This window comes from Serratia sp. (in: enterobacteria) (assembly GCF_051654945.1).
In the GTDB taxonomy this organism is placed as follows: Bacteria; Pseudomonadota; Gammaproteobacteria; order Enterobacterales; family Enterobacteriaceae; genus Chania.
In genome coordinates, this window is the sequence record NZ_JBOFZA010000081.1 from 490,777 (window position 1) to 513,815 (window position 23,039).

The window sequence follows — 23,039 nt, forward strand, 5'->3', positions numbered from 1 at the left end:
CAAATCCTTGTGAATTTTCATTTAGCCGCGACAGCCCCGCAGACGATTGGCTAAAATGAACGGAGTCACACTAACAAACTGTAAATAAAGGCGGTATCTGTGGAGTTTATATCTGTTTATGGCCTTTTCCTGGCCAAAGTTGCCACGGTGGTGATTGCTATTGCCGCACTGGCGTTGCTGGCGGTCAGCCTTGGGCAACGCAAGAGCCAGCAGAAAGGGGAACTACAGCTTACCGACCTGGGTGAGCAATATCGTGAAATGCAACGGGAAATGCGCCTGGCACGCATGGGCGCGGCAGAACAAAAGGCCTGGAGCAAGCAGTTTAAAAAACAGAACAAGGCCGACGACAAGCTGAAAAAGCAGCGTGCCAAGGCCGGTGCGGTTGAGGCTACCAAACCTTGCCTGTATGTCCTGGACTTCAAGGGCAGCATGGACGCCCATGAGGTCAGCTCACTGCGTGAAGAAATTTCTGCTGTGTTGGCGGTAGCCACGGCCAAGGACGAGGTATTGCTGCGTTTGGAGAGCCCTGGTGGGGTGGTACACGGCTATGGTCTGGCAGCCTCGCAGCTGGAACGCCTGCGCAAGGGCGGTATCCGCCTGACGGTGGCGGTGGATAAGGTCGCGGCAAGTGGGGGTTACATGATGGCCTGCGTGGCCGATCGCATTGTAGCGGCGCCATTCGCGATCATTGGTTCGATCGGCGTGGTGGCACAGATCCCCAACTTCCATCGGTTGCTGCAAAAGAGCAATATCGATGTGGAATTGCATACCGCTGGCCAGTTCAAACGCACCTTGACCCTGTTTGGTGAGAATACCGAACAAGGGCGGGAAAAATTCCGCGAAGACCTGAACGAAACCCACGAACTGTTCAAACAGTTTGTGCGGCAGCAACGTCCTTCATTGGCGATCGAAGAGGTCGCTACCGGCGAGCATTGGTACGGCACCCAGGCGAAAGACAAAGGTCTGGTCGATGCGGTTGGCACCAGTGACGATCTGCTGATTGCCGAAATGGAGAACCATGAGGTGGTGGGGGTGCGCTATGCCCGTCGTAAACGCCTGATCGATCGCTTTACCGGCAGTGCGGCAGAAAGCGCCGATCGCCTGTTGTTGCGCTGGTGGCAACGCGGTGAGAAACCGCTGTTGTAAGTCGATAATACGGGGCCAACGGGCCCCGTTTTTAATGGCTAATCCACCAGATGATATTTCTCAGAAAGCACATGGGCCAGGTGCTTGAACATATTAAATACGGCGGTGGTTTTTGCCGTTGGCAGCCCTTCGGGATCTAAAAAAAACTCGCCGCGGAAAACCAACACGCTGCCTTTCTGCTCAACGTCGGTGGCCACCATGCCGTGCATATAATCTTCGTGTTGGCGAATGATGTTATTTGCTTCAATCAGCAAAGCTGCTCGTTCGATGGGTTGAGTATTGTTACGCATTTATTTCTCCTGCAAACGAAAATTCTGCGCGTATTCTAGCGCGGGTTCGCGTTTGTCCGCAAACCGGCTAAAGTTTACTTGCCGTCTGGATGGCCAGTGATTAGACCGCGCATGGCGAAATGTGGCTTTCCGAGCTAATTAGGTTGCGTAGCGTTTGTTATCAGGTAGAGTGTGGGATTTTGCGGCTTCCGGTGGAAGGATTTGTTTACGCTAACGCAGGTCATAGCTGGCCTGGATACTGGGATTTGGCGTGAACGGCTCAGACTGACAGAATGCGTTCAGGTTGACCAGTTAGGCAACCATTAGAAAAAAACATGTTGATCTCTTGCCAGAGTACCGCAATATAAATAAGAGATACGAATTGCCGCGGTACGGCGAGACAAATGGCTTCTTTTTAGAAGTTTTAAATTCAGGTAAAGGTAATTATGGGCAAAGCTCTCGTAATAGTTGAGTCCCCGGCAAAAGCCAAAACTATTAATAAATATTTAGGTAATGACTACGTGGTGAAGTCCAGCGTCGGTCATATCCGTGATTTGCCGACCAGTGGCTCAAGCAAAAAGAGCGCTGAGTCCAGCGAAGACAAAACCAAAGACAAAGCCAAAAAGAAAGTCAAGAAAGATGAAAAGACCGCGCTGGTCAATCGCATGGGCGTCGATCCTTACCACGGTTGGGAAGCGCAATATGAGATTTTGCCCGGTAAGGAAAAAGTCGTCGCCGAGTTAAAGTCGTTAGCCGAAAACGCTGACCACATTTACCTCGCAACCGACCTTGACCGCGAAGGGGAAGCCATCGCCTGGCACTTGCGGGAAGTGATCGGTGGGGACGACAAACGCTTTAGCCGCGTGGTGTTTAACGAAATCACCAAAAATGCGATCCAGCAGGCGTTCCAAGCGCCAGGCGAGCTGAATATCGATCGTGTCAACGCACAGCAGGCGCGTCGCTTTATGGACCGCGTGGTGGGCTATATGGTGTCGCCGCTGCTGTGGAAAAAAATTGCCCGTGGCCTGTCCGCTGGCCGTGTGCAGTCCGTTGCGGTACGGCTGGTGGTGGAGCGTGAGCGCGACATCAAGGCATTCGTACCAGAAGAATACTGGGAACTGCATGCCGATCTGTTGGCGAAGGGTGAAATCGCGCTGCAGATGGAAGTGACTCATGCCAACGATAAGCCGTTCAAACCGGTTAATCGTGAGCAGACGCACGCCGCGCTGAACCTGCTGGAAAAAGCCCGTTATACGGTGCTGGATCGTGAAGACAAACCGACCAGCAGCAAGCCGGGTGCGCCGTTTATCACCTCCACATTGCAACAGGCTGCCAGTACCCGCCTGAGCTTCGGCGTGAAGAAAACCATGATGATGGCTCAGCGCCTGTATGAAGCCGGTCATATCACCTACATGCGTACTGACTCCACCAACCTGAGCCAGGATGCGGTCAACATGGTGCGCGGTTACATCGGTGATAACTTCGGCGACAAGTACCTGCCGAAGGCGCCTAATCATTACAGCAACAAAGAAAACTCCCAGGAAGCGCACGAAGCGATCCGTCCTTCCGATGTCAGCGTATTGGCTGAACAGCTGAAAGATATGGAAGCGGATGCGCAGAAACTGTATCAGCTGATCTGGCGTCAGTTTGTTGCCTGTCAGATGACACCGGCGCAATACGATTCCACCACGCTGACGGTAAAAGCCGGTGATTTCCTGCTGCGTGCCAAAGGGCGTACGCTGCGTTTCGATGGCTGGACCAAGGTCATGCCTGCGTTGCGTAAGGGCGATGAAGATCGCACCCTGCCGTTTGTGGAAGTGGGCACGGAACTGGATCTGCAAAAACTGATCCCGAGCCAGCACTTTACCAAGCCACCGGCACGCTATAGCGAAGCTTCACTGGTTAAAGAATTGGAAAAACGTGGTATTGGCCGTCCATCTACCTACGCCTCGATCATCTCGACCATTCAGGATCGTGGGTATGTGCGGGTAGAAAGCCGCCGGTTCTACGCGGAAAAAATGGGCGAGATCGTCACCGACCGCCTGGAAGAAAACTTCCGTGAACTGATGAATTATGACTTCACCGCGCGCATGGAAAGCGGCCTGGACCAGGTTGCCAACAATCAGGCGGAATGGAAAGCGGTGCTGGACGAATTCTTTGCCGAGTTCAGCGAGCAGTTGGAGACCGCCGAGAAAGACCCTGAAGAGGGCGGTATGCGCCCGAACCAGATGGTGATGACCAGCATTGACTGCCCGACCTGTGGCCGCAAGATGGGCATCCGCACTGCCAGTACCGGCGTGTTCCTCGGCTGTTCAGGCTATGCGTTGACGCCGAAAGAGCGCTGTAAAACCACCATCAACCTGGTGCCGGAAGCGGAAGTGCTGAATATCCTCGAAGGGGATGATGCAGAAACCAACGCCTTGCGTGCACGTAAGCGCTGCCAGAAGTGCGGCACCGCGATGGACAGCTATCTGATCGACAACCAGCGCAAGCTGCACGTGTGCGGTAATAACCCGGCCTGTGACGGCTACGAAATCGAGCAGGGCGAATTCCGTCTGAAAGGTTATGACGGCCCGATCGTTGAGTGTGAGAAATGTGGTTCCGAAATGCACCTGAAAATGGGCCGCTTCGGTAAGTACATGGGTTGTACCAACGAAAACTGCAAGAACACCCGTAAGATCCTGCGCAGCGGTGAAGTTGCTCCGCCGAAAGAGGATCCGGTCCCGCTGCCAGAGTTGCCGTGCGAGAAGTCGGACGCCTACTTTGTGTTGCGTGATGGGGCTGCTGGCGTGTTCCTGGCGGCCAACACCTTCCCTAAATCACGCGAAACCCGTGCGCCGTTAGTGGAAGAGTTGCTGCGCTTCAAAGATCGTTTACCGGAGAAATTGAGCTATCTGGCCGATGCGCCGGTGACCGATCCCGAAGGTAACAAGACCATGGTGCGCTTCAGCCGTAAAACCAAGCAACAGTATGTCTCATCAGAGAAAGACGGCAAGGCCACCGGCTGGTCCGCCTTCTTCGTTGATGGCAAATGGGTTGAAGGCAAGAAGTAAGGCCGACGCAAGGCAAGCAAAAAACCAGCTCAACGAGCTGGTTTTTTATTGGCGGAAATCGGCTGGCGGATCTATTCTTGCGTGCTTTTTCTTATTTTTATCGACCAGGCTCGGCGTTGATAATCATGCGAAAAGATCGTTACCATCTTGTGACGTAGCTCTATACTTGATGCCGTGACATGATATAATGGTTATATAAAAACGTTTTTTATGATTAAAGCTTATTAGCAACGGCGTTTTCATCGGCATCTGGGCGAAATCACTGTGTTTAAGGCTTGTGATAATTAAGCATACCGGGGCAACACCGAGATACCTGGCTGCGGCAGGCCGCAGTGTTTTAACCTAGGATGGTATTCAAATATGAAATTGCAGCAACTTCGTTACATCGTAGAAGTGGTGAATCATAACCTTAACGTCTCTTCCACGGCCGAAGGTCTCTATACCTCGCAGCCGGGTATCAGTAAGCAGGTGAGGATGCTGGAGGATGAGCTAGGCATCCAGATCTTTGCCCGTAGCGGCAAGCATCTTACCCAGGTGACGCCCGCTGGCCAGGAAATTATCCGCATTGCCCGTGAAGTGCTGTCTAAAGTCGAGGCCATCAAGGCCGTTGCCGGTGAGCACACTTACCCGGATAAAGGTTCGCTATACGTGGCGACGACCCACACCCAGGCACGTTACGCCTTGCCCAATGTGATCAAAGGCTTTATCGAGCGTTACCCGCGCGTTTCACTGCATATGCACCAAGGCTCACCAACGCAGATTGCCGAAGCGGTTTCCAAAGGCTCGGCAGACTTTGCCATTGCCACGGAAGCACTGCACCTGTATGACGATTTAATCATGCTGCCGTGCTACCACTGGAACCGGGCGGTAGTCGTGAAGCCCGATCACCCGTTAGCGGGCAAGAGCCACATCACTATTGAAGAATTGGCCGAGTATCCTATCGTCACCTATACCTTCGGCTTTACGGGCCGCTCAGAGCTGGACACGGCGTTTAATCGCGCGGGGCTGACGCCACGCATTGTGTTTACCGCTACCGATGCTGACGTGATCAAGACCTATGTCCGCCTGGGGCTGGGGGTTGGGGTGATCGCCAGCATGGCGGTCGACCCGGTGCAGGATCCAGACCTGGTGATGGTTGATGCTCGCGATATCTTCACCTATAGCACCACCAAGATCGGTTTTCGTCGCAGCACCTTCCTGCGCAGCTATATGTACGATTTTATCCAGCGCTTCGCTCCACATCTGACTCGTGACGTGGTCGATACCGCCGTCGCGTTGCGTACCAATGAAGAGATCGAGGCGATGTTCAAGGACATCAAGCTGCCGACCAAATAAGCTGCCGAGTCAAATCGTCTTGATCAGACTAAACCGCCCGCGTGGCGGTTTTTTTGTGGATAATTTTTCTGCTAACTCATTGACCTGTCTGTATCTTCCTGCCTTTGATTGCTCTTGCCTATCGTTATGATCAAAACGTGTTGTTATCAAAACGTTACGTGGGGTTTGTGTTATCTTTAAAGAAGACTTCAGAAATGACCCTGGTTTGACACAATAAAAAAATGGAGGAGCTATGTCGTCCGATCTTCGCAAAACGAGTATGGATAAGCTGGTCGCACTGGGTAGTGAGTATCACTATTACAGTTTGCCACTGGCGGCCAGACAGTTAGGGGATATTGACCGGCTGCCGAAGTCGATGAAAGTGTTACTGGAAAACCTGTTGCGCCATGTGGATGGTGATACGGTACAGGTTGACGATCTCAAGGCGATCGTGGCTTGGTTGCAAACCGGTCATGCCGATCGGGAAATTGCTTATCGCCCAGCGCGGGTGCTGATGCAGGACTTTACTGGCGTGCCAGCCGTTGTCGATTTGGCGGCGATGCGTGAAGCCGTCCTGCGCCTGGGCGGGAAGGTCGATCAGGTGAACCCGTTGTCACCGGTCGATTTGGTTATCGACCACTCGGTTACCGTCGATGAGTTTGGCGACGATGCCGCCTTTGGCGAAAACGTGCGTATCGAAATGGAGCGTAACCACGAACGCTACACCTTCCTGCGCTGGGGGCAAAAGGCCTTCAACCGCTTCCGCGTGGTGCCGCCCGGCACCGGTATCTGCCATCAGGTGAACCTGGAGTATCTGGGGCAAACCGTTTGGCACACCGAGGAAAATGGCCAACGCATTGCTTACCCCGATACCCTGGTGGGTACCGACTCCCACACCACCATGATCAACGGCCTGGGCATATTGGGCTGGGGCGTTGGCGGTATTGAGGCCGAAGCCGCCATGCTGGGCCAACCGGTGTCGATGCTGATCCCGGATGTGGTGGGTTTTAAACTTAGCGGTAAGTTAGCCGAGGGCATCACGGCCACCGACCTGGTGCTGACCGTCACCCAAATGCTGCGCAAGCACGGCGTGGTGGGCAAGTTTGTTGAATTTTATGGGGATGGACTGGCCGATTTGCCGTTGGCGGATCGGGCGACCATCGCCAACATGTCGCCAGAGTTTGGCGCCACCTGCGGCTTCTTCCCGGTAGATGACGTGACGTTAGGCTATCTGCAATTAAGTGGCCGTAGCGCCGAACAGATTGCCTTGGTGGAAGCTTATGCCAAGGCCCAGGGGATGTGGCGTAACCCAGGCGATGAGCCGGTATTTACCAGCACGCTGTCGTTGGATATGTCGACGGTCGAGGCCAGTCTGGCAGGGCCAAAACGCCCGCAGGATCGTGTGGCGCTACCGAAGGTGCCAACCGCATTTACTGCCGCGACCGAGCTGGAGATTGGCGGTCAGAAAGATAAACAGGACGTTAAAAGCTTCACGCTGGGTGGCAAAAGTTTTGATCTGCATACCGGCGCGGTGGTGATCGCCGCCATTACCTCCTGTACCAACACCTCCAACCCTAGCGTAATGATGGCCGCCGGGTTATTGGCGAAAAAGGCCGTTGAAAAGGGGTTGAAAACCAAACCATGGGTGAAAACCTCGCTCGCGCCCGGTTCCAAAGTGGTCACCGAATACTTCGACCGCGCCAAGCTGACGCCGTACCTGGAGCAACTGGGCTTTAACCTGGTTGGCTACGGCTGCACGACCTGTATCGGTAACTCTGGCCCGTTGCCGGACCCGATCGAGCAGGCGATTAAGGAAGGGGATCTCACCGTCGGTGCCGTGTTGTCCGGTAACCGTAACTTTGAAGGACGTATTCATCCCTTGGTGAAAACCAACTGGTTGGCCTCACCGCCGCTGGTGGTGGCGTATGCGCTGGCAGGGAACATGAAGGTTGATCTGACCAAAGATTCGCTAGGCGTTGGCCGTGACGGCAAGCCGGTTTATCTGAAGGATATCTGGCCAACCAGCCAGGAGATCGCCCAGGCGGTGGCTCAGGTCAGCACCGAAATGTTCCATAAGGAATACGGCGCAGTGTTTGACGGCGACGCCGATTGGCAAGCGATCCAGGTGACCGGCTCCGCGACCTATGAATGGCAAGCCGACTCTACCTATATTCGCCATCCGCCATTCTTCAGTACCATGAAGGCACAGCCGGATCCGGTGCAGGATATTCACGGCGCACGTATTCTGGCGATCCTGGCTGACTCCGTCACTACTGACCATATCTCCCCTGCGGGCAACATCAAGCGTGACAGCCCGGCGGGACGCTACCTGAGCGAACGTGGCGTCGAGGCGAAAGAGTTCAACTCCTACGGTTCGCGCCGCGGTAACCACGAAGTGATGATGCGGGGCACCTTCGCCAACATCCGTATCCGTAACGAAATGGTTCCGGGCGTGGAGGGCGGTTATACCAGGCATCTGCCTTCGCAGAATCAGATGGCGATCTATGATGCCGCCATGCAGTATCAGCAGGAGCAGGTGCCACTGGCGGTGATCGCCGGTAAAGAGTATGGCTCCGGCTCCAGCCGCGACTGGGCAGCCAAAGGCCCGCGTTTATTGGGGGTACGAGTGGTCATTGCCGAGTCCTTCGAGCGTATCCACCGTTCCAACCTGATTGGCATGGGCATCTTGCCGCTGGAGTTCCCGCAGGGGATAACGCGCAAAACGCTGGGTTTGACGGGGGAAGAGCAGATCGATGTCAGCGGTTTGCAGGCGTTGCAACCCGGCCAGACGGTCGCGGTCAATATCACCTATGCCGATGGCCGGCAGGTGGTGCTGAATACCCGTTGTCGCATTGATACTGGCAATGAGCTGACCTATTACCAGAACGACGGCATTCTGCACTACGTTATCCGCAAAATGCTGTAAGTTAATTTGTTGCACACACAGTCCCCTCTCCCTGTGGGAGAGGGTTAAGGTGAGGGCTATCTGTCCAGCAGATGGCCCATTTTGGCGGCCTTGGTCGCCAGGTAACGCTCGTTCTTCGGGTTACGGCCAACGATCAAAGGTACGCGTTCGGAGATATTAATCCCCGCCTCGCTCAGGATATTGACCTTCTTCGGATTGTTGGTCAGCAGGCGCACCGCATCCACCCCCAGCAGTTTGAACATATCGGCGCACAGGGTGAAGTCACGCTCATCGGCGGCAAACCCTAGCTGGTGGTTAGCTTCTACCGTGTCCGCGCCCTTATCCTGCAAGGCATAGGCACGGATCTTGTTTAACAGACCGATGTTACGGCCTTCCTGGCGGTGATACAGCAGAATGCCACGGCCTTCTTCAGCGATCTGTTCCAACGCGGCTTCCAGTTGAAAACCACAGTCACAACGCAGGCTGAACAGCGCATCACCGGTCAGACATTCGGAATGTACCCGTGAAAGCACCGGCGTTTCGCCAGAGATATCACCGAAAACCAGTGCCAGATGATCGTGCCCGGTGGCCAGTTCTTCAAATCCCACCATCAGGAAATCACCCCATGGCGTCGGCAGTTTGGCTTCCGCCACACGTTTTAGCTGCATGTCACTCTCCAAAAACACTTCCTGTCAAATCGCTGCGTGCATCGTACGACTGGAACAGGGGACTGACCAGCTTTAAAACAGACGGCGACGATCGTTATTACATTCGTTATCGCTATTTTGCCATAACTTCTGGCCGAACGGTGCTCAGCAAAGCAGCAACCGGTGTTTTAGCGCCCCTATTGTTGCAATAGGCCAGTGAGTGTCCTCATTTCTCTTGTTTTGCTGAGAACGCAAGATTGTTACACTGCGAGTTACCCTTGGTTGAAGGATAACTGGATGTTAAAGATAGTAAAACGCACGGCGGGCGGGGCCATTGTGCTGATGTTGCTGCCGCTGGCGGCCTGGCTGTTTGGGTGGCAGTGGCAACCCGGTGGCAATGATAGCCTGTTGAAAGCGCTGTTCTGGGTGACGGAGACCGTCACCGCACCGTGGGGCATCCTTACCAGCCTGATCCTGTCGGCCTGGTTTTTGTGGTGTTTACGCTTTCGGCTGAAACCGGCGGTGGGGGTGTTTATCCTGCTGTCTGCGGCGATCGGGATTGGCCAGGCGGTCAAATCCACCATCAAAGAGCAGGTGCAGGCACCTAGGCCGTTTGTCATGTGGCTGGAGTCGACCCATCAGCTTGATAACAAATACTTCTACTCGTTGGACAGGAAGCAGCGTAGCGCCTTGGTCAAAGAGCAGTTGCAGGAACAGACGCTGGTACCAAAGTGGTTGAGCAAACACTGGCAGTTTGAAACCGGCTTTTCATTCCCTTCAGGCCACACCATGTTTGCTGCATCCTGGGCATTGCTGGGGGTGGGACTGCTGTGGCCACGGCGGCATTTTAAAACCGTCGCGGTGCTGATGGTATGGGCGTTTGGCGTGATGGCGAGCCGTCTGGTGCTCGGTATGCATTGGCCGCGGGATCTGGCGATGGCGATCGTCATTAGCTGGCTGCTGGTGGCCGTGGCCAGTTGGCTGGCACAGCGCTGGTTTGGGCCACTCACCATTTTGCCGCAGGAGCAGCAGGAAATCAGCGAGCGCGAGAAGTAAGCGGCAGGCGCTCTTCACGCGCCTGCAATCAGCACCTTCACCCCCAGCTTTTCAAATGCCTGCACCGCCGTAGGGCTGATCCCTGCATCGGTGATCAGGTAGTTGATATGGCTCCAGTCACAGGGCAGCGCAAACATCGAAACCTTATCGATTTTGCTGGAATCTGCCACCACATACACCGTATTGGCCGCGTTGATCATCGCCATCTTGACCTTGATGTCGGTCTCGCTCGGAAAGCTCAGCCCCAGGCGCGGTGAAATGCAGGCCGTGGCCAGAAACAGCTTTTGCGCCAGCACATTTTCGAAAAAGCTGGCGGCTTTGTCGCCTGAGGTCGACAGCGTCGGGAACTTGAATGAACCGCCGGTCAGCAAAATATTGACCCCGGGTTCGCCGCCCAGTTGCAAAGCGATATTGACCCCGGTGGTGATCACCGAAAGCTTTTTGATATGGCTCAGGTGGTTGGCAATGGCGGTGGTGGTGGTGCCAGAATCCAGGATGATGGTATCGCCCGGTTCAATAAAGCTGGCCGCCAATGCCCCAATGCGATCCTTTTCCGCCAGATTGATCTGCCGCTCTAACAGTAATGCGTGGGTATTCTGTTTCCCATCCACCAGCGTGGCTCCACCATGAAAGCGCTGCACATAGCCTTGCTGCTGTAACACTCGCAAATCGGTACGGATAGTGGCCTCGGTAAGATTGAAGGTTTCCGTCAACATTTTTACCGTGGCCGATCCGTCCTCACGGATCATGTCGAGGATCTTTTCCCGCCGTTGTTGCATTTCCGCCAGCTGTTCACTTTTGCTTTTCAATCGAAATACTCCCTCGCATGCCATGGGCTGCATGGTGTCGTGTATCACCGCCAATGCGCAGGATTTTAGCCCGCTTGAAATGATAAAGCCATTGATAACGCAGGATACAATATTGGTTTTCGTTTGAAAATGAATGATTGATAAAAGGCGATTAAAGGCGTCCTTGTCGTGATTTATTTGCCGATTAAATCGATGTGAAAGTGCCATTCTGCTGTTTTTATTCATAAAATGGCAATCATTCGTTTTTGTTTGAAATTTGATCTACGCCACAACAATTATCGAATTGGCGATATATGATTTCGTTCGAAAATCAATGATTCGTTTTTATCGACTGTTCATGGTGTCAGGGCGGTGAAACGAAAAGCCAACATGAGGTGATGATGGACATTCAGACGATTAACCACACGGCGCGACAGGCCCGCCGTTACGTTGTGACCATGAACCATAAAGCGGGCAAGGGCCACACCGGTGCCGATCTGTCAGAAATCGACATCATCTGCACGCTGTACATGGCGGTGATGGATCGTAGCCAGGCTCGCCCCGATCAGGATCGCTTCATCCTGTCAAAAGGCCACGGCGCTGGGGGATTTTATTGCAGTTGTGCCGCCATGGGTCTGCTGGATCCCGCGGTACTCGATCAGTATATGGGGGACGACACTCTGCTGGCAGGGCATCCAATCCATCAGAAACTGCCCGATCTGGTAGAGATCAACTCCGGTGGTCTGGGTCATGGGCTACCGATAGCCGTTGGATTAGCGCTGGGCAACAAACTGGCGGGGCGCTCTCACCGCCGTGCCTTTGTATTGCTGGGAGATGGGGAACTGGCAGAGGGTTCCAACTGGGAAGCTGCCATGTCCGCCAGCAAATTCAAACTGGATAACCTGATTGCCATCGTCGATCGCAATCGGCTGCAACTGGCCGGCAAAACCGAAGACATCATGCCGCTGGAGCCGTTGGCGGATAAATGGCAAGCCTTTGGTTTTGAGGTGATCGAGTGCGATGGGCACGATCCGCAGGCGTTGATCGAGGCCATCAACCGGCCTGGCCAGGATAAACCACGGGTGATCCTGGCAAATACCGAGAAAGGGCATGGCGTGTCATTTATGACCAATGTCCCGGCCTGGCACCACGCCGTTCCTGACGATCAACAGCTGGCGCAGGCGCTGGCAGAACTGGAGGAGTAATCATGCAGGACTTACGTGATGCAGTGATCAACACGCTGATTGAGCAACAACAGGCCGGCGCGGATCTGAGCGTGATGGTGGCAGATTCTACCTCCACCTCAAAAATTGGCCCGTTCGAGCAGGCTTATCCGGAACGAGTGATTAACGTTGGTATCGCCGAGCAGAATATGGTCGGCATGGCCGCAGGGATCGCGCTTAGCGGAAGAACCGTTTTCACCGCCAACGCAGCGCCGTTCTTGTTTGCCCGTTCTAACGAACAGATGAAGAACGATGTTTGCTACTCAGCAACCAACGTAAAAATGCTGGGGCTGAACGCGGGGTTTGGCTACGGCCCGCTGGGCGCCACCCATCACTGCATGAATGATATCGCCATTGCTCGCACGTTGGGTAATCTGGCGGTGTATGCCCCGGCCGATGGGCGGCAGGCAGCAGAGATTGTGCGCCACGTGATCGCGCACCCTGGCCCGGCTTATATCCGCATGGATAGCGACAAACTTCCGCTACTTCACCAGGAAGGCTACCGCTTCCGCCCGGGACAACCAGAAGTACTGCATGAAGGGACGGGCAACGTGGTGTTCTGCCTGGGCACCATCGCGCATGAAGCGATGAAAGTGCTGGCGATGGGAGATGATCCTACCTTGGTGTCGTTACCTTCGCTGTGGCCATTGGATGAATTGGCGGTGGTGGCGCTGATCCGCGAGCACCAGCGGGTGATCACCATGGAAGAACACGTGCTCAGCGGCGGTCTGGCCACCATCATCAGCGAACTGCTACTCAAACATCAACTACGCCAGCCCTTCGTGCCATTGGGCGTTCCCGCCTATGAGTTTACCCATAGCAGCAGCCGCGCCGCATTGCGCCGGCAATATGCGATAGACGCCGCAGGTTTGCATCAGCAACTGAATAAATAAGGAGAACGGGATGAGCCAAAACGAATACGACGTGAATTTGCGCTACGGTGTCGACACGCAAATGTCGTTGGCAGGCAAGGTGGCGGTGGTGACCGGTGGTCTTGGCGGCATTGCCATGGCGGCCAACCAGATGCTGTTAGAGAAAGGCGCCAGGCTGGTACTGATGTATCCCGCTTTCGAGCAGGAAAAAGTCGCGGCGATCAAACAGCAACTCGGCGAGGAGAAAGTCGCGTATCAGGTGTGCGATGTCGCCGATCCTCAGTCCGTGGCCACGGCCTTTAGTGCCGCCCAACAGTGCTGGGGCCGGTTGGATATTCTGGTTAACTGCGCGGGATACGTCAATTTGCAGCCCGCCACCGAGATCTCATTTGCCGAATGGCAGCGACACCTCGCCGTTAACCTGACCGGGCCATTCCTGTGTGCGCAGGCTTTCGCTCAGCGGCTTATTACGGCTAAGCACGGCGGCAAGGTGATCAACATTGCCTCTCAGGCCGCTTCGATCGCCATTGATAATCACTGTGCCTATACCTCGGCCAAGGCCGGTTTGCTGGGCATGACCAAAGTGATGGCCAAAGAGTGGGCCGCGTATGGGATCACGGTCAACACACTGTCGCCCACCGTGGTGCTGACGCCAATGGGGGAAAAAGCCTGGCGGGGAGCGAAGGGTGAAGAGATGAAGAAATTGATCCCGTTAGGGCGTTTTGCATACACCGATGAAATTGCAGCGGCGATCCTGTTCTTTGCCAGTAACGGCAGCGACATGATCACCGGTGCGGATCTGATGATCGACGGCGGTTTTACCATTTGGTAAGCGGCACCGCACCGGTCACCAACACCAGACGATGTTCAACACAACGATAAGAGAACACCATCATGAAAAAGATAGCCACTTACCTGACCCTACTTGCCAGTTGTGCCCTGATGCCTGTTCAGGCCGCAGAAAAAGGGACCATCGCCATCCTGGTGAACTCCCTGGATAACCCTTATTACTCTGCCGAAGCCAAAGGGGCGGAAAGCAAAGCCAAAGCGCTGGGTTACAGCACGTTGGTGCTGTCCCACGGTGAGGATGTCAAACGCCAGGGGGAACTGATCAGCCTGGTTATTGGCCGTAAGGTACAAGGTATCGTGCTCGATAATGCTGACTCTCAGGCCAGCGTTGCGGCGGTGCAGCAGGCCAAGAATGCCGGGATCCCGGTGGTGTTGATCAACCGCGAGATCCCGGTTGACGGTGTGGCGCTGGCACAGATCACCCATAACAACTTCCAGGCCGGTTCCGACGTCGCCAACCAGTTCGTCGAGAAAATGGCGGAAACCGGCAAATACGCTGAGCTGACCTGCAACCTGGCCGATAACAACTGCGTGACACGGTCACAATCATTCCACAACGTCATCGACCAGTATCCTGAGATGGTCAGCGTCGCGCGCCAGGATGCCAAGGGTAACCTGCTGGAAGGCAAGCGTATTATGGACAGCATCTTGCAGGCTCACCCGGATATCAAGGGCGTCATCTGTGGCAACGGTCCTGTGGCACTTGGCGTTGTCGCCGCACTGAAGGCGGCTGGACGTAAGGATGTGACGGTAGTCGGCATCGACGGCAGCAACGATGAACGTGATGCGATCCTCAACGGCGATTTATACGCCAGCGTGATGTTGCAAGCCCAGGCCATCGCTAGCCAGGGGGTGGAGATCCTGGATGGCTACTTCAAGTCCGGTAACTATACCGGCAAGGAGCGCATCATGTTCCGCGGCATTCTGATCGACCAGAAGAATGCCAGCAAAGTCAACGAGTTCAACTACAAGCAGTAACCAGCAGAGTAATGGCAATTTCTACACCCCGTTACCGCGGGGTGTAACTGGAGGTTTTATGTCCAAGCGTCTTGCGCTGGCAATTGCTGCTGTGATGGTGCTGAGCGGTTGTCGCGTTGTTTCACAACAGGAGTTGGCGGCACTGCAAAGCCCGGTTAACCCGCATCTGGCTCAGGCCGGGGCGCTTTACCACCAACAGATGGTGCCACAGGTGATGAAAAGCGCTGTGCCGCTGGCCAGGCTGATCGCGCAGATTGAGCAGGCAAAGGATTTTGATACTGCCTGCCAACAATTTGGTTACCGTGCACAGCCGGAATTCCCTTGCCATTTCAGCACTCAGGTCAGCGGGGAAATTACGGCGATCAATACACAGTCCCGCAGTGGTCGCCTGACGCTCAAACTGACCGATGGACCGATCGGCAGTGTCGACGTGCAGATTGGCCCGGTTTATCGCGGCACGGTACTGCGCGATAGCTACCGTGGCCTGGGCTATGGCGATTTTAACGATCAGACCCTGTTTGGTGATTTCGCCAAGTCCATCAATCAGGCCTCGATCGCTGAACTGGCCGGTTTTGTACCGAAGGTGGGCGACAAAATCACCGTGTACGGCGTGTTCACCAGTTGGCAACTGCCTGCGGAACCCTTGCTGATCACCCCGGTACGCATCCAACCCTGAGGAGAGGTTATGAGCAACCCTGTCATTATCCAGACCCATAACGTCTCGCGGCGCTATCCCGGCGTCACGGCGCTCGACAGCGTCAACTACCAGGTGTATCGCAATCAGGTCAACGTGCTGATTGGTGAAAACGGCGCTGGCAAATCCACCATGATGAAGTTGCTGGCCGGGGTGGAACGGCCTTCTTCCGGCAGCATCGAACTGGACGGACAACAAATCGAGCTGCATTCCACGCATCAGGCGGAGAAGCACGGTATCAGCATCATCTTTCAGGAGCTGAACCTGTTCCCCAACATGTCGGTGATGGACAACATCTTTATGGGGAACGAGTTTTTCCAGCGTGGCCGCATCAACGTGGAATATCAGTACCAGTTGGCCAAGTCCTTACTGGAGCGGCTGGAGCTGAATGTCGATCCTCATACCTTGCTGGGCAGCCTGGCAATTGGCCATCAGCAACTGGTCGAAATCGCCCGCGCGCTGGCGAAAGATACGCAGGTGCTGATCATGGACGAGCCTACCTCGGCGCTCAGCCAGGTGGAGGTTCGCACGCTGTTCAAGGTGATTGCCGATCTGAAAAAGCGCGGCGTCACGCTGATCTACATCTCCCATCGTCTGGAAGAACTGATGGAGATTGGCGACCAGGTGACGGTGTTCCGTGATGGCCGCTTTGTGGCGGCGGAGCAGATCGCCAACGTCAGCATTCCCTGGATCATCGAAAAAATGGTCGGCGAGAAGAAAAAGCATTTCGACTATGTCCCGGCCGAAAAGGGTGAAGAAGTATTGCGGGTGAACGGCCTGACGCTGCCGCATGAAAACGGCGGCTATCGTTTGCAAGACGTCAGTTTTTCGGTACGGCGGGGCGAGGTGATCGGCATTTATGGCCTGCTCGGGGCCGGACGGACCGAGCTGTTCAAGGTGATCAACGGCGTCATGCGCCAGACCGCCGGGCAGATCCTGCTGAACGGCAAAAACGTGGAACGTACCAGCTTTCGTGAGCGGATGCGCGGCGGCATGGCGCTGGTGCCGGAAGACCGGCAAGCGGAAGGACTGGTTCAGATGATGTCGATCCAGGCCAACATGACGCTATCCAGCCTGGGTCGAAACGCCGTCAAGCCGATTGGTGCGCAACGTGAAACCGACATCGTCAACGGCATGATCGAAAAGCTGGCGATCAAGGTCAGCGATGCTGGGCTGCCGGTGACTTCACTGAGCGGCGGCAATCAGCAAAAGGTGGTACTGGGCAAGGCGCTGTTGACCGGGCCGCAGGTGGTGTTTCTCGATGAACCGACACGTGGCATCGATGTGGGAGCGAAAACCGACGTTTATCACCTGATCGGGGCCATGGCGCGCCAGGGGCTGGCGGTCATGTTTTCGTCTTCTGAACTGGATGAGGTGGTGTCGCTGGCGGACCGGGTGATGGTGATGGCGGATGGCAGGCTCACGGCCGATCTTCCCCGTGAACAAGCCGATCGCGAACTGCTGATCCGGGCCTCTACCCCTCATGCTTAAGGATAACAAGATGCAAACCAAATACCGGTTGTATATGTATTTGCTACAGGCGCGTACCTTCATCGCCTTGCTGCTGGTGGTGCTGTTTTTCAGCAGCATGGTGCCCAACTTCCTGACGGTGTCCAACCTGCTGATCATGACCCAACACGTGGCCATTACCGGTTTACTGGCGGTTGGGATGACGCTGGTGATCCTGACCGGCGGGATCGACCTTTCCGTGGGAGCCGTGGCGGGCGTTTGCGGCATGATCGCTGGCGCACTGTTGACCGTCGGGATCCCGATCGGCGGCGGTAACCTGTTGTTTCTCAATGTGTATGAAGTCTTTATCGTGGTGGCTATTGCCGGCATCGCTATTGGTCTGGTTAACGGCACCCTGATCACCAAGCTGGGCGTGGCACCGTTTATCTGCACCTTGGGGGCGATGTATGTGGCTCGTGGCGCGGCACTGTTGACCGCCGACGGCAAAACCTATCCTAATCTGGTCGGCATGGAGGCGTTGGGTAATACCGGTTTTGCTACGCTGGGATCCGGCACATTTCTCGGCATCTACAACCCGATCTGGCTGATGCTGGTGGTGGTATTGCTGGGCATCTATATCACCAAGAAAACGCCGCTGGGTCGCTATATCTATGCCATTGGCGGCAATGAGTCGGCGGCGCGGCTTTCCGGCGTGCCCATCGTGAAAGTAAAGATGTTTGTCTACGCGTTTTCGGGCATGTGTGCCGCGTTGGTTGGGCTGGTGATCGCCTCGCAGCTGCAAACGGCACACCCGATGACCGGCAACATGTTTGAAATGGACGCCATTGGGGCCACCGTGCTGGGCGGAACCGCGCTCAGCGGTGGGCGTGGGCGGGTATTTGGCTCAATCATTGGTGCGTTCGTGATCGTGTTCCTGGCGGATGGCCTGGTGATGCTGGGCGTCAGCGAGTTCTGGCAGATGGTGATCAAAGGGCTGGTAATAGTGACCGCCGTAGTGATCGACCAGTTCCAGCAACGGTTGCAGAGCAAAGTTACCCTGATGCAGCGCCATGAGAAGAAAGCGGCACAGCCGCTGGCCGAGGTGAGCCATGGATAAGCGCGATTGTGTGGTGGCATTGGATGAAGGAACCAGCAATGCCAAAGCGGTAGTGGTGAATGCCATGGGGCAAGTGATTGCCGCCAGCAGCCGTCCCCTGACGTTACAGACGCCGCAGGCTGGCTGGGTAGAGCAGCGAGGGGAAGCGTTGCTGGAGGCTTCGTTGATTGTGTTACGCGAGGCGATTGCTCAGGTTGGCGAAGCCCGAATCGCCGCCATCGCCATCAGCAACCAACGTGAGACGGCGATGGGGTGGTATCGCCATAACGGCCAACCGATCGGTCCCGCCATTACCTGGCAGTGTTCGCGCAGCGCAGCGTTTTGCGACCAATTGCGCCGCGACAGACAAGATGAGTTGATCCGTCAGGTGACCGGGTTACCGATTGCACCGCTGTTTTCCGCCTCCAAAATGCGCTGGCTGCTGGACAATACGCCGCAAGGGCAGCAGTTGGCAGAAAAGGGCGAAGTGTGCCTGGGAACGGTGGACGCCTGGTTGCTGTGGCATCTGACTGGCGGCCAGCAATTTTGTTGCGACCGCTCTAATGCGGCCCGGACGCAATTGCTTAACCTGGCTAGCGGGCATTGGGACCACGGTATGCTTAAGCTGTTCGGCATTCCCGAAGTGGCGCTGCCACAGGTGTGTCCTTCAAGCCATTACTTTGGTGTGACGCAGGGGGTTGCTGGGATCGCCGACGGTATTCCCATTTGCGCCATGATCGGTGATTCCCACGCTGCACTGTATGGGCACGGATTAGGGCTGGCAGGTAGGGTCAAAGCGACCTATGGCACCGGATCTTCGGTGATGGCTCCGGTTGACGATCTGCATTATGGCATCACCCAGTTGGCCACCACTATTGCCTGGCATGACGGTAATCGTCCGCAATATGCCCTTGAAGGCAACATCCCCCACACCGGCGACGCCGTGGCCTGGATGTTGGGTATCACGCACATGGAGATGACCGATCAGCGATTACTCAGTGAACTGCCAGCCAGCGTTGCCAGCACCGAAGGAGTCTACTTTGTACCGGCACTCACCGGCACGGGCGCTCCCTGGTGGGATGACCGTGCTCGCGGGGTTATCTGCGGCTTGAGCCGTGGTACACAGCGCGCTCATGTGATCCGGGCTTCGCTGGAGGCGGTGGCCTATCAGATTGCCGATGTGATCGGAGCATTACACCAGCACCCGGGTTTTCAACTGCACTGCCTGATGGCCGATGGGGGACCAAGCCGCAACGACTGGCTAATGCAGTTCCAGGCTGATTTGCTGGGTTGCCCGGTAGCGCGCAGCAATACGCCAGAGCTTTCGGCCATCGGCGCAGCACTGCTGGCCATGCGGCAATGCTTTGCCCTGGAGGATCGGCAATTGCTGGCCTTGCTACCCGAACATGATCAATTCCAACCCGATATGCAGCGGCATCTGGCGCTGCAAGAGAGCTATCTAGGCTGGCAGCAGGCGGTACAGCGCACGCTATGGCAGCCAGAATCGACACTTTGCCTAACCGAGGGATCAGTATGAAACAGCAATTTAGCGATAAAACGGTGGTAGTGACCGGCGCCTGCCGGGGGATTGGTGCGGGCATAGCGGAGCGGTTTGCTGCGCGGGGGGCCAACCTGGTGATAGCCTCTAACAGCGATCGGATTTTTGCAACCGCAGAACAGTTGCGTCAGCGGCATCAAGTGCAGATTGTGGCGGTGAAGCTGGATGTTACCGATGAGGCCCAGGTCAGTGATATGTATCTGCAAGCCTGGGAAACCTTTGGCCGTATCGACGTGTCGATTCAAAATGCCGGAGTGATCACCATCGACCGTTTCGATGAAATGCCCAAAAGCGATTTTGACAAGGTGTTGGCGGTCAACACCACCGCCGTTTGGCTATGCTGCCGTGAAGCCGCCAAGTATATGGTGAAGCAGGGCGGTGGCCGCTTGATCAACACCTCCTCCGGCCAGGGGCGTAATGGTTTTATCTATACGCCACATTATGCCGCCAGTAAAATGGGGGTGATTGGTATCACTCAGAGCCTGGCGTTGGAGTTGGCCTGCCACAATATCACCGTCAATGCGTTCTGCCCGGGGATCATTGAAAGCGAAATGTGGGATTACAACGATCGCGTGTGGGGTGAAATTCTCAGTACGCCGGAAAAACGGTACGGCAAAGGAGAACTGATGGCGGAGTGGGTACAGGGCATCCCGCTCAAACGTGCCGGACAGCCTGAAGATGTCGCCGGACTGGTGGCGTTTCTGGCCTCTGACGATGCCTGTTATATTACCGGCCAGACCATCAACGTCGATGGTGGTTTGATTATGTCATGATGTGACATTGTCACATATTGGCGGCTCCAACCTGGGGCCGCATTAACGCTGAATTTTACCCCGCATTGCAATCTGCACTTTCGCCCCCATATCTTATCAAACCCGTGATTTTGAGAAGCTTTCTCATTAATTTGCGCCGGTGCAGCATTTCTTGGTGAATAACCCAGCAGATCTGCGGTTTTATCGTCTGCCAGGGTTTCCCTGCCACGACGGGAAATGCTAACTTAAGTAACAGGGACGCCACTTAATGGCAATTACTCGAGGTGAAGCAAAAGCCGTTTTGGGCTGTAATTTGTGACCCCTGGGGTAGAGTTCATCCGATTCACTCGGCATTGCGGGAAAGAATGTGAAATATTTGCTGATTTTTTTATTGGTTCTGGTGATATTCGTGGCTTCAATCACGCTGGGCGCGCATAACGACCAGGTGGTGACGTTTAACTATCTGGTTGCTCAGGGCGAATATCCGGTATCTACCCTGTTGGCCACCCTGTTTGGTGCTGGCTTTGTGCTGGGTTGGATTATTTGTGGATTGTTTTATCTGCGCACACGCATCGCTCTTGGGCGTGCCGAGCGGAAAATCAAAAGGCTGGAACTGCAGCTCGAAGTACCTGTCGAGCCGGCATCATTGCCCGCAGTCAGCAAGGAATAATCTGTTATGTTAGAGCTGCTGTTTCTGTTGCTGCCTGTAGCTGCCGCGTACGGTTGGTACATGGGCCGCAGAAGTGCTCAGCAGGATAAACAACAGGAAGCCAACCGCCTGTCGCGTGAATACGTGGCGGGGGTTAACTTCCTGCTCTCCAACCAGCAGGATAAAGCGGTCGATCTGTTCCTCGACATGTTGAAAGAGGACAGCAACACCGTTGAAGCTCACCTTACGTTAGGCAATCTGTTCCGCTCGCGTGGTGAGGTCGATCGTGCCATCCGCATCCACCAGGCCTTGATGGAAAGCGCCTCTCTCACCTTCGAACAGCGTCTGCTGGCGATACAGCAACTGGGGCGTGACTACATGGCCGCCGGGTTGTATGACCGTGCCGAAGACATGTTCAGCCAGTTGATCAACGAAGAAGACTTCCGTGTTTCCGCGCTGCAACAGTTACTGGTGATCCACCAGGCAACCAGCGATTGGCAGAAGGCCATCGAGGTAGCAGAAAAACTGGTCAAACTGGGCAAGGACAAGCAACGTATCGAGATCGCGCATTTTTATTGTGAGCTGGCCCTGCAGGCGATGGGCAGCGACGATCTGGACAAGGCGATGAGCCTGCTCAAGCGTGCCGCGTCGGCGGATAAACAGTGTGCTCGTGTATCAATCATGGTTGGGCGCATCTTTATGGCACAACAGGAATATGTCAAAGCGGTAGAGACCTTGACGCGCGTGCTCGATCAAGACAAAGAGCTGGTCAGTGAAGCGTTGCCGATGCTGCAAGAATGCTATCAGCAGTTGCCTCAACAGCAGCAAGAGTGGGCCGATTTCCTCAAACGCTGCGTGGCGGAAAATACCGGTGCCACGGCGGAACTGATGCTGGCGGAAGTGATCGAGCAGCGGGAAGGGAGCGATGTGGTGCAGGTGTATATCAATCGCCAGTTGCAACGTCATCCGACCATGCGCGTATTTTATCGCCTGATGGATTACCATCTGGCAGATGCGGAAGACGGGCGCGCCAAGGAAAGCCTGCTGTTGTTACGGGATATGGTGGGCGAACAGATCCGCACCAAGCCGCGCTACCGCTGCCACAAATGCGGCTTTACCGCCCATTCCCTTTATTGGCATTGTCCTTCATGCCGTGCCTGGTCTTCGGTAAAACCTATCCGCGGGCTGGACGGGCAATAACAATTTCCCCCTTCTACAAGGCAAGGGCGTTAGCATAAGTCGCTGGTGTCAATTTGTAGCACGTAAAATCCCCTCTCCTTGCGGAGAGGGTTAGGGTGAGGGGAGTTGCGCTGAGCTAACGTCTACTGATTTGCTCGGTGTTATTTCTTCTTGCTGTTTTTCACGCCGCCCTTCAACAATTGACGCAGCTTCTTCAGCTCTTTCTGACTCAGTGGCTGTTCAATCTCTTCTTCGGTCCCCTGATTATCGATATCGTCATGATGCAGCGGAGCCGCTTTCTTGCTGGCTTTGGCCGGTACCGCGAAACTGTCTTCCAGCCGTTGGCAAACCTCAGCACTCAATGAAAGCTGGTTCTCCAAGGCCATCGCCTTGATTTGTTCTTTCAGTGCCAGTGGGATTTTGATGGTCAGTGTCGATATCTCGCTCATTTTGCTGCCTTTTGCGCTGGAGGTTTCCATCAAGCTAAGTCAGCCGCACGGATCTGTCTAGTGTGTAATAAAAATTTAATAATGTTGTAACAAGGTGAGTGGACATCCAGCAT

The 23,039-nt window shown here is 55.2% G+C and carries 20 protein-coding genes; 16 read left to right on the forward strand and 4 right to left on the reverse strand.

Annotation, left to right across the window (positions count from 1 at the left end):
- Positions 1-99 precede the first annotated feature (99 nt).
- Positions 100-1,146: a protease SohB gene (sohB, locus tag ACRDCA_RS18745; RefSeq protein ID WP_438690872.1), complete on the forward strand. Its 1,047-nt coding sequence runs from the start codon at positions 100-102 to the stop codon at positions 1,144-1,146.
- Between the two features lie 38 nt (positions 1,147-1,184).
- Here sohB and ACRDCA_RS18750 read toward each other — a convergent pair whose 3' ends face one another.
- A complete protein-coding gene (locus ACRDCA_RS18750) occupies positions 1,185-1,436 on the reverse strand; it encodes a YciN family protein (protein ID WP_438690873.1) in 252 nt (83 codons plus the stop codon).
- Positions 1,437-1,861: 425 nt separating this feature from the next.
- Between ACRDCA_RS18750 and topA the strand changes: the two genes are divergently transcribed.
- The 3 genes from topA to acnA all read left to right on the forward strand — a co-directional run bounded on the left by topA (position 1,862) and on the right by acnA (position 8,708).
- Positions 1,862-4,468: a type I DNA topoisomerase gene (gene topA, locus ACRDCA_RS18755; protein ID WP_438690874.1), complete on the forward strand. Its 2,607-nt coding sequence runs from the start codon at positions 1,862-1,864 to the stop codon at positions 4,466-4,468.
- 360 nt (positions 4,469-4,828) lie between these two features.
- Entirely contained in the window at positions 4,829-5,803 is a 975-nt protein-coding gene (gene cysB / locus ACRDCA_RS18760) for an HTH-type transcriptional regulator CysB (protein ID WP_438690875.1), read from the forward strand.
- A gap of 232 nt (positions 5,804-6,035) precedes the next feature.
- The gene (gene acnA, locus ACRDCA_RS18765; protein WP_438690876.1) at positions 6,036-8,708 is read left to right on the forward strand and encodes an aconitate hydratase AcnA; all 2,673 of its coding nucleotides are present in this window, start codon (positions 6,036-6,038) and stop codon (positions 8,706-8,708) included.
- A gap of 56 nt (positions 8,709-8,764) precedes the next feature.
- Here acnA and ribA read toward each other — a convergent pair whose 3' ends face one another.
- Complete coding sequence (gene ribA, locus ACRDCA_RS18770; protein WP_438690877.1) at positions 8,765-9,355, reverse strand: GTP cyclohydrolase II; 591 nt, start codon at positions 9,353-9,355, stop codon at positions 8,765-8,767.
- A gap of 276 nt (positions 9,356-9,631) precedes the next feature.
- On the opposite strand from ribA, the gene pgpB reads away from it, so the two are divergent.
- Entirely contained in the window at positions 9,632-10,390 is a 759-nt protein-coding gene (gene pgpB / locus ACRDCA_RS18775; RefSeq protein ID WP_438690878.1) for a phosphatidylglycerophosphatase B, read from the forward strand.
- Between the two features lie 14 nt (positions 10,391-10,404).
- Here pgpB and ACRDCA_RS18780 read toward each other — a convergent pair whose 3' ends face one another.
- Complete coding sequence (locus ACRDCA_RS18780) at positions 10,405-11,199, reverse strand: DeoR/GlpR family DNA-binding transcription regulator (RefSeq protein WP_438690879.1); 795 nt, start codon at positions 11,197-11,199, stop codon at positions 10,405-10,407.
- Positions 11,200-11,579: 380 nt separating this feature from the next.
- Here ACRDCA_RS18780 and ACRDCA_RS18785 point away from each other — a divergent pair, with 380 nt between their 5' ends.
- From ACRDCA_RS18785 to lapB, 11 genes are all read left to right on the forward strand, one after another.
- Entirely contained in the window at positions 11,580-12,383 is an 804-nt protein-coding gene (locus tag ACRDCA_RS18785; protein ID WP_438691013.1) for a transketolase, read from the forward strand.
- A 2-nt stretch (positions 12,384-12,385) separates the two neighbouring features.
- Complete coding sequence (locus tag ACRDCA_RS18790; RefSeq protein ID WP_438690880.1) at positions 12,386-13,294, forward strand: transketolase family protein; 909 nt, start codon at positions 12,386-12,388, stop codon at positions 13,292-13,294.
- Between the two features lie 10 nt (positions 13,295-13,304).
- Positions 13,305-14,105 (forward strand): GolD/DthD family dehydrogenase, encoded by an 801-nt coding sequence (locus tag ACRDCA_RS18795; RefSeq protein ID WP_438690881.1) that lies wholly within the window; start codon positions 13,305-13,307, stop codon positions 14,103-14,105.
- Positions 14,106-14,176: 71 nt separating this feature from the next.
- A complete protein-coding gene (locus ACRDCA_RS18800; protein ID WP_438691014.1) occupies positions 14,177-15,100 on the forward strand; it encodes a D-ribose ABC transporter substrate-binding protein in 924 nt (307 codons plus the stop codon).
- Between the two features lie 58 nt (positions 15,101-15,158).
- Positions 15,159-15,776, forward strand: a complete 618-nt coding sequence (locus tag ACRDCA_RS18805) for a DUF2291 family protein (protein ID WP_438690882.1) — start codon at positions 15,159-15,161, stop codon at positions 15,774-15,776.
- A 9-nt stretch (positions 15,777-15,785) separates the two neighbouring features.
- Positions 15,786-17,285 carry a sugar ABC transporter ATP-binding protein gene (locus tag ACRDCA_RS18810; protein WP_438690883.1) on the forward strand — a complete coding sequence of 500 codons (1,500 nt, stop codon included), beginning with the start codon at positions 15,786-15,788 and terminating at the stop codon, positions 17,283-17,285.
- 10 nt (positions 17,286-17,295) lie between these two features.
- Positions 17,296-18,360, forward strand: coding sequence for an ABC transporter permease (locus ACRDCA_RS18815; protein ID WP_438690884.1), 1,065 nt, complete (start codon positions 17,296-17,298; stop codon positions 18,358-18,360).
- Positions 18,353-19,876, forward strand: coding sequence for an FGGY family carbohydrate kinase (locus ACRDCA_RS18820; RefSeq protein ID WP_438690885.1), 1,524 nt, complete (start codon positions 18,353-18,355; stop codon positions 19,874-19,876). The genes ACRDCA_RS18815 and ACRDCA_RS18820 overlap by 8 nt, the downstream gene beginning before the upstream one ends.
- Positions 19,873-20,670, forward strand: a complete 798-nt coding sequence (locus ACRDCA_RS18825; RefSeq protein ID WP_438690886.1) for a glucose 1-dehydrogenase — start codon at positions 19,873-19,875, stop codon at positions 20,668-20,670. The genes ACRDCA_RS18820 and ACRDCA_RS18825 overlap by 4 nt, the downstream gene beginning before the upstream one ends.
- 346 nt (positions 20,671-21,016) lie before the next feature.
- Entirely contained in the window at positions 21,017-21,319 is a 303-nt protein-coding gene (locus tag ACRDCA_RS18830) for a LapA family protein (RefSeq protein WP_438690887.1), read from the forward strand.
- 6 nt (positions 21,320-21,325) lie between these two features.
- Entirely contained in the window at positions 21,326-22,498 is a 1,173-nt protein-coding gene (gene lapB, locus ACRDCA_RS18835) for a lipopolysaccharide assembly protein LapB (protein ID WP_438690888.1), read from the forward strand.
- Between the two features lie 140 nt (positions 22,499-22,638).
- On the opposite strand, the gene ACRDCA_RS18840 is transcribed toward lapB, so the two are convergent.
- Positions 22,639-22,926 (reverse strand): Arc family DNA-binding protein, encoded by a 288-nt coding sequence (locus ACRDCA_RS18840; protein ID WP_438690889.1) that lies wholly within the window; start codon positions 22,924-22,926, stop codon positions 22,639-22,641.
- Positions 22,927-23,039: the final 113 nt, after the last annotated feature.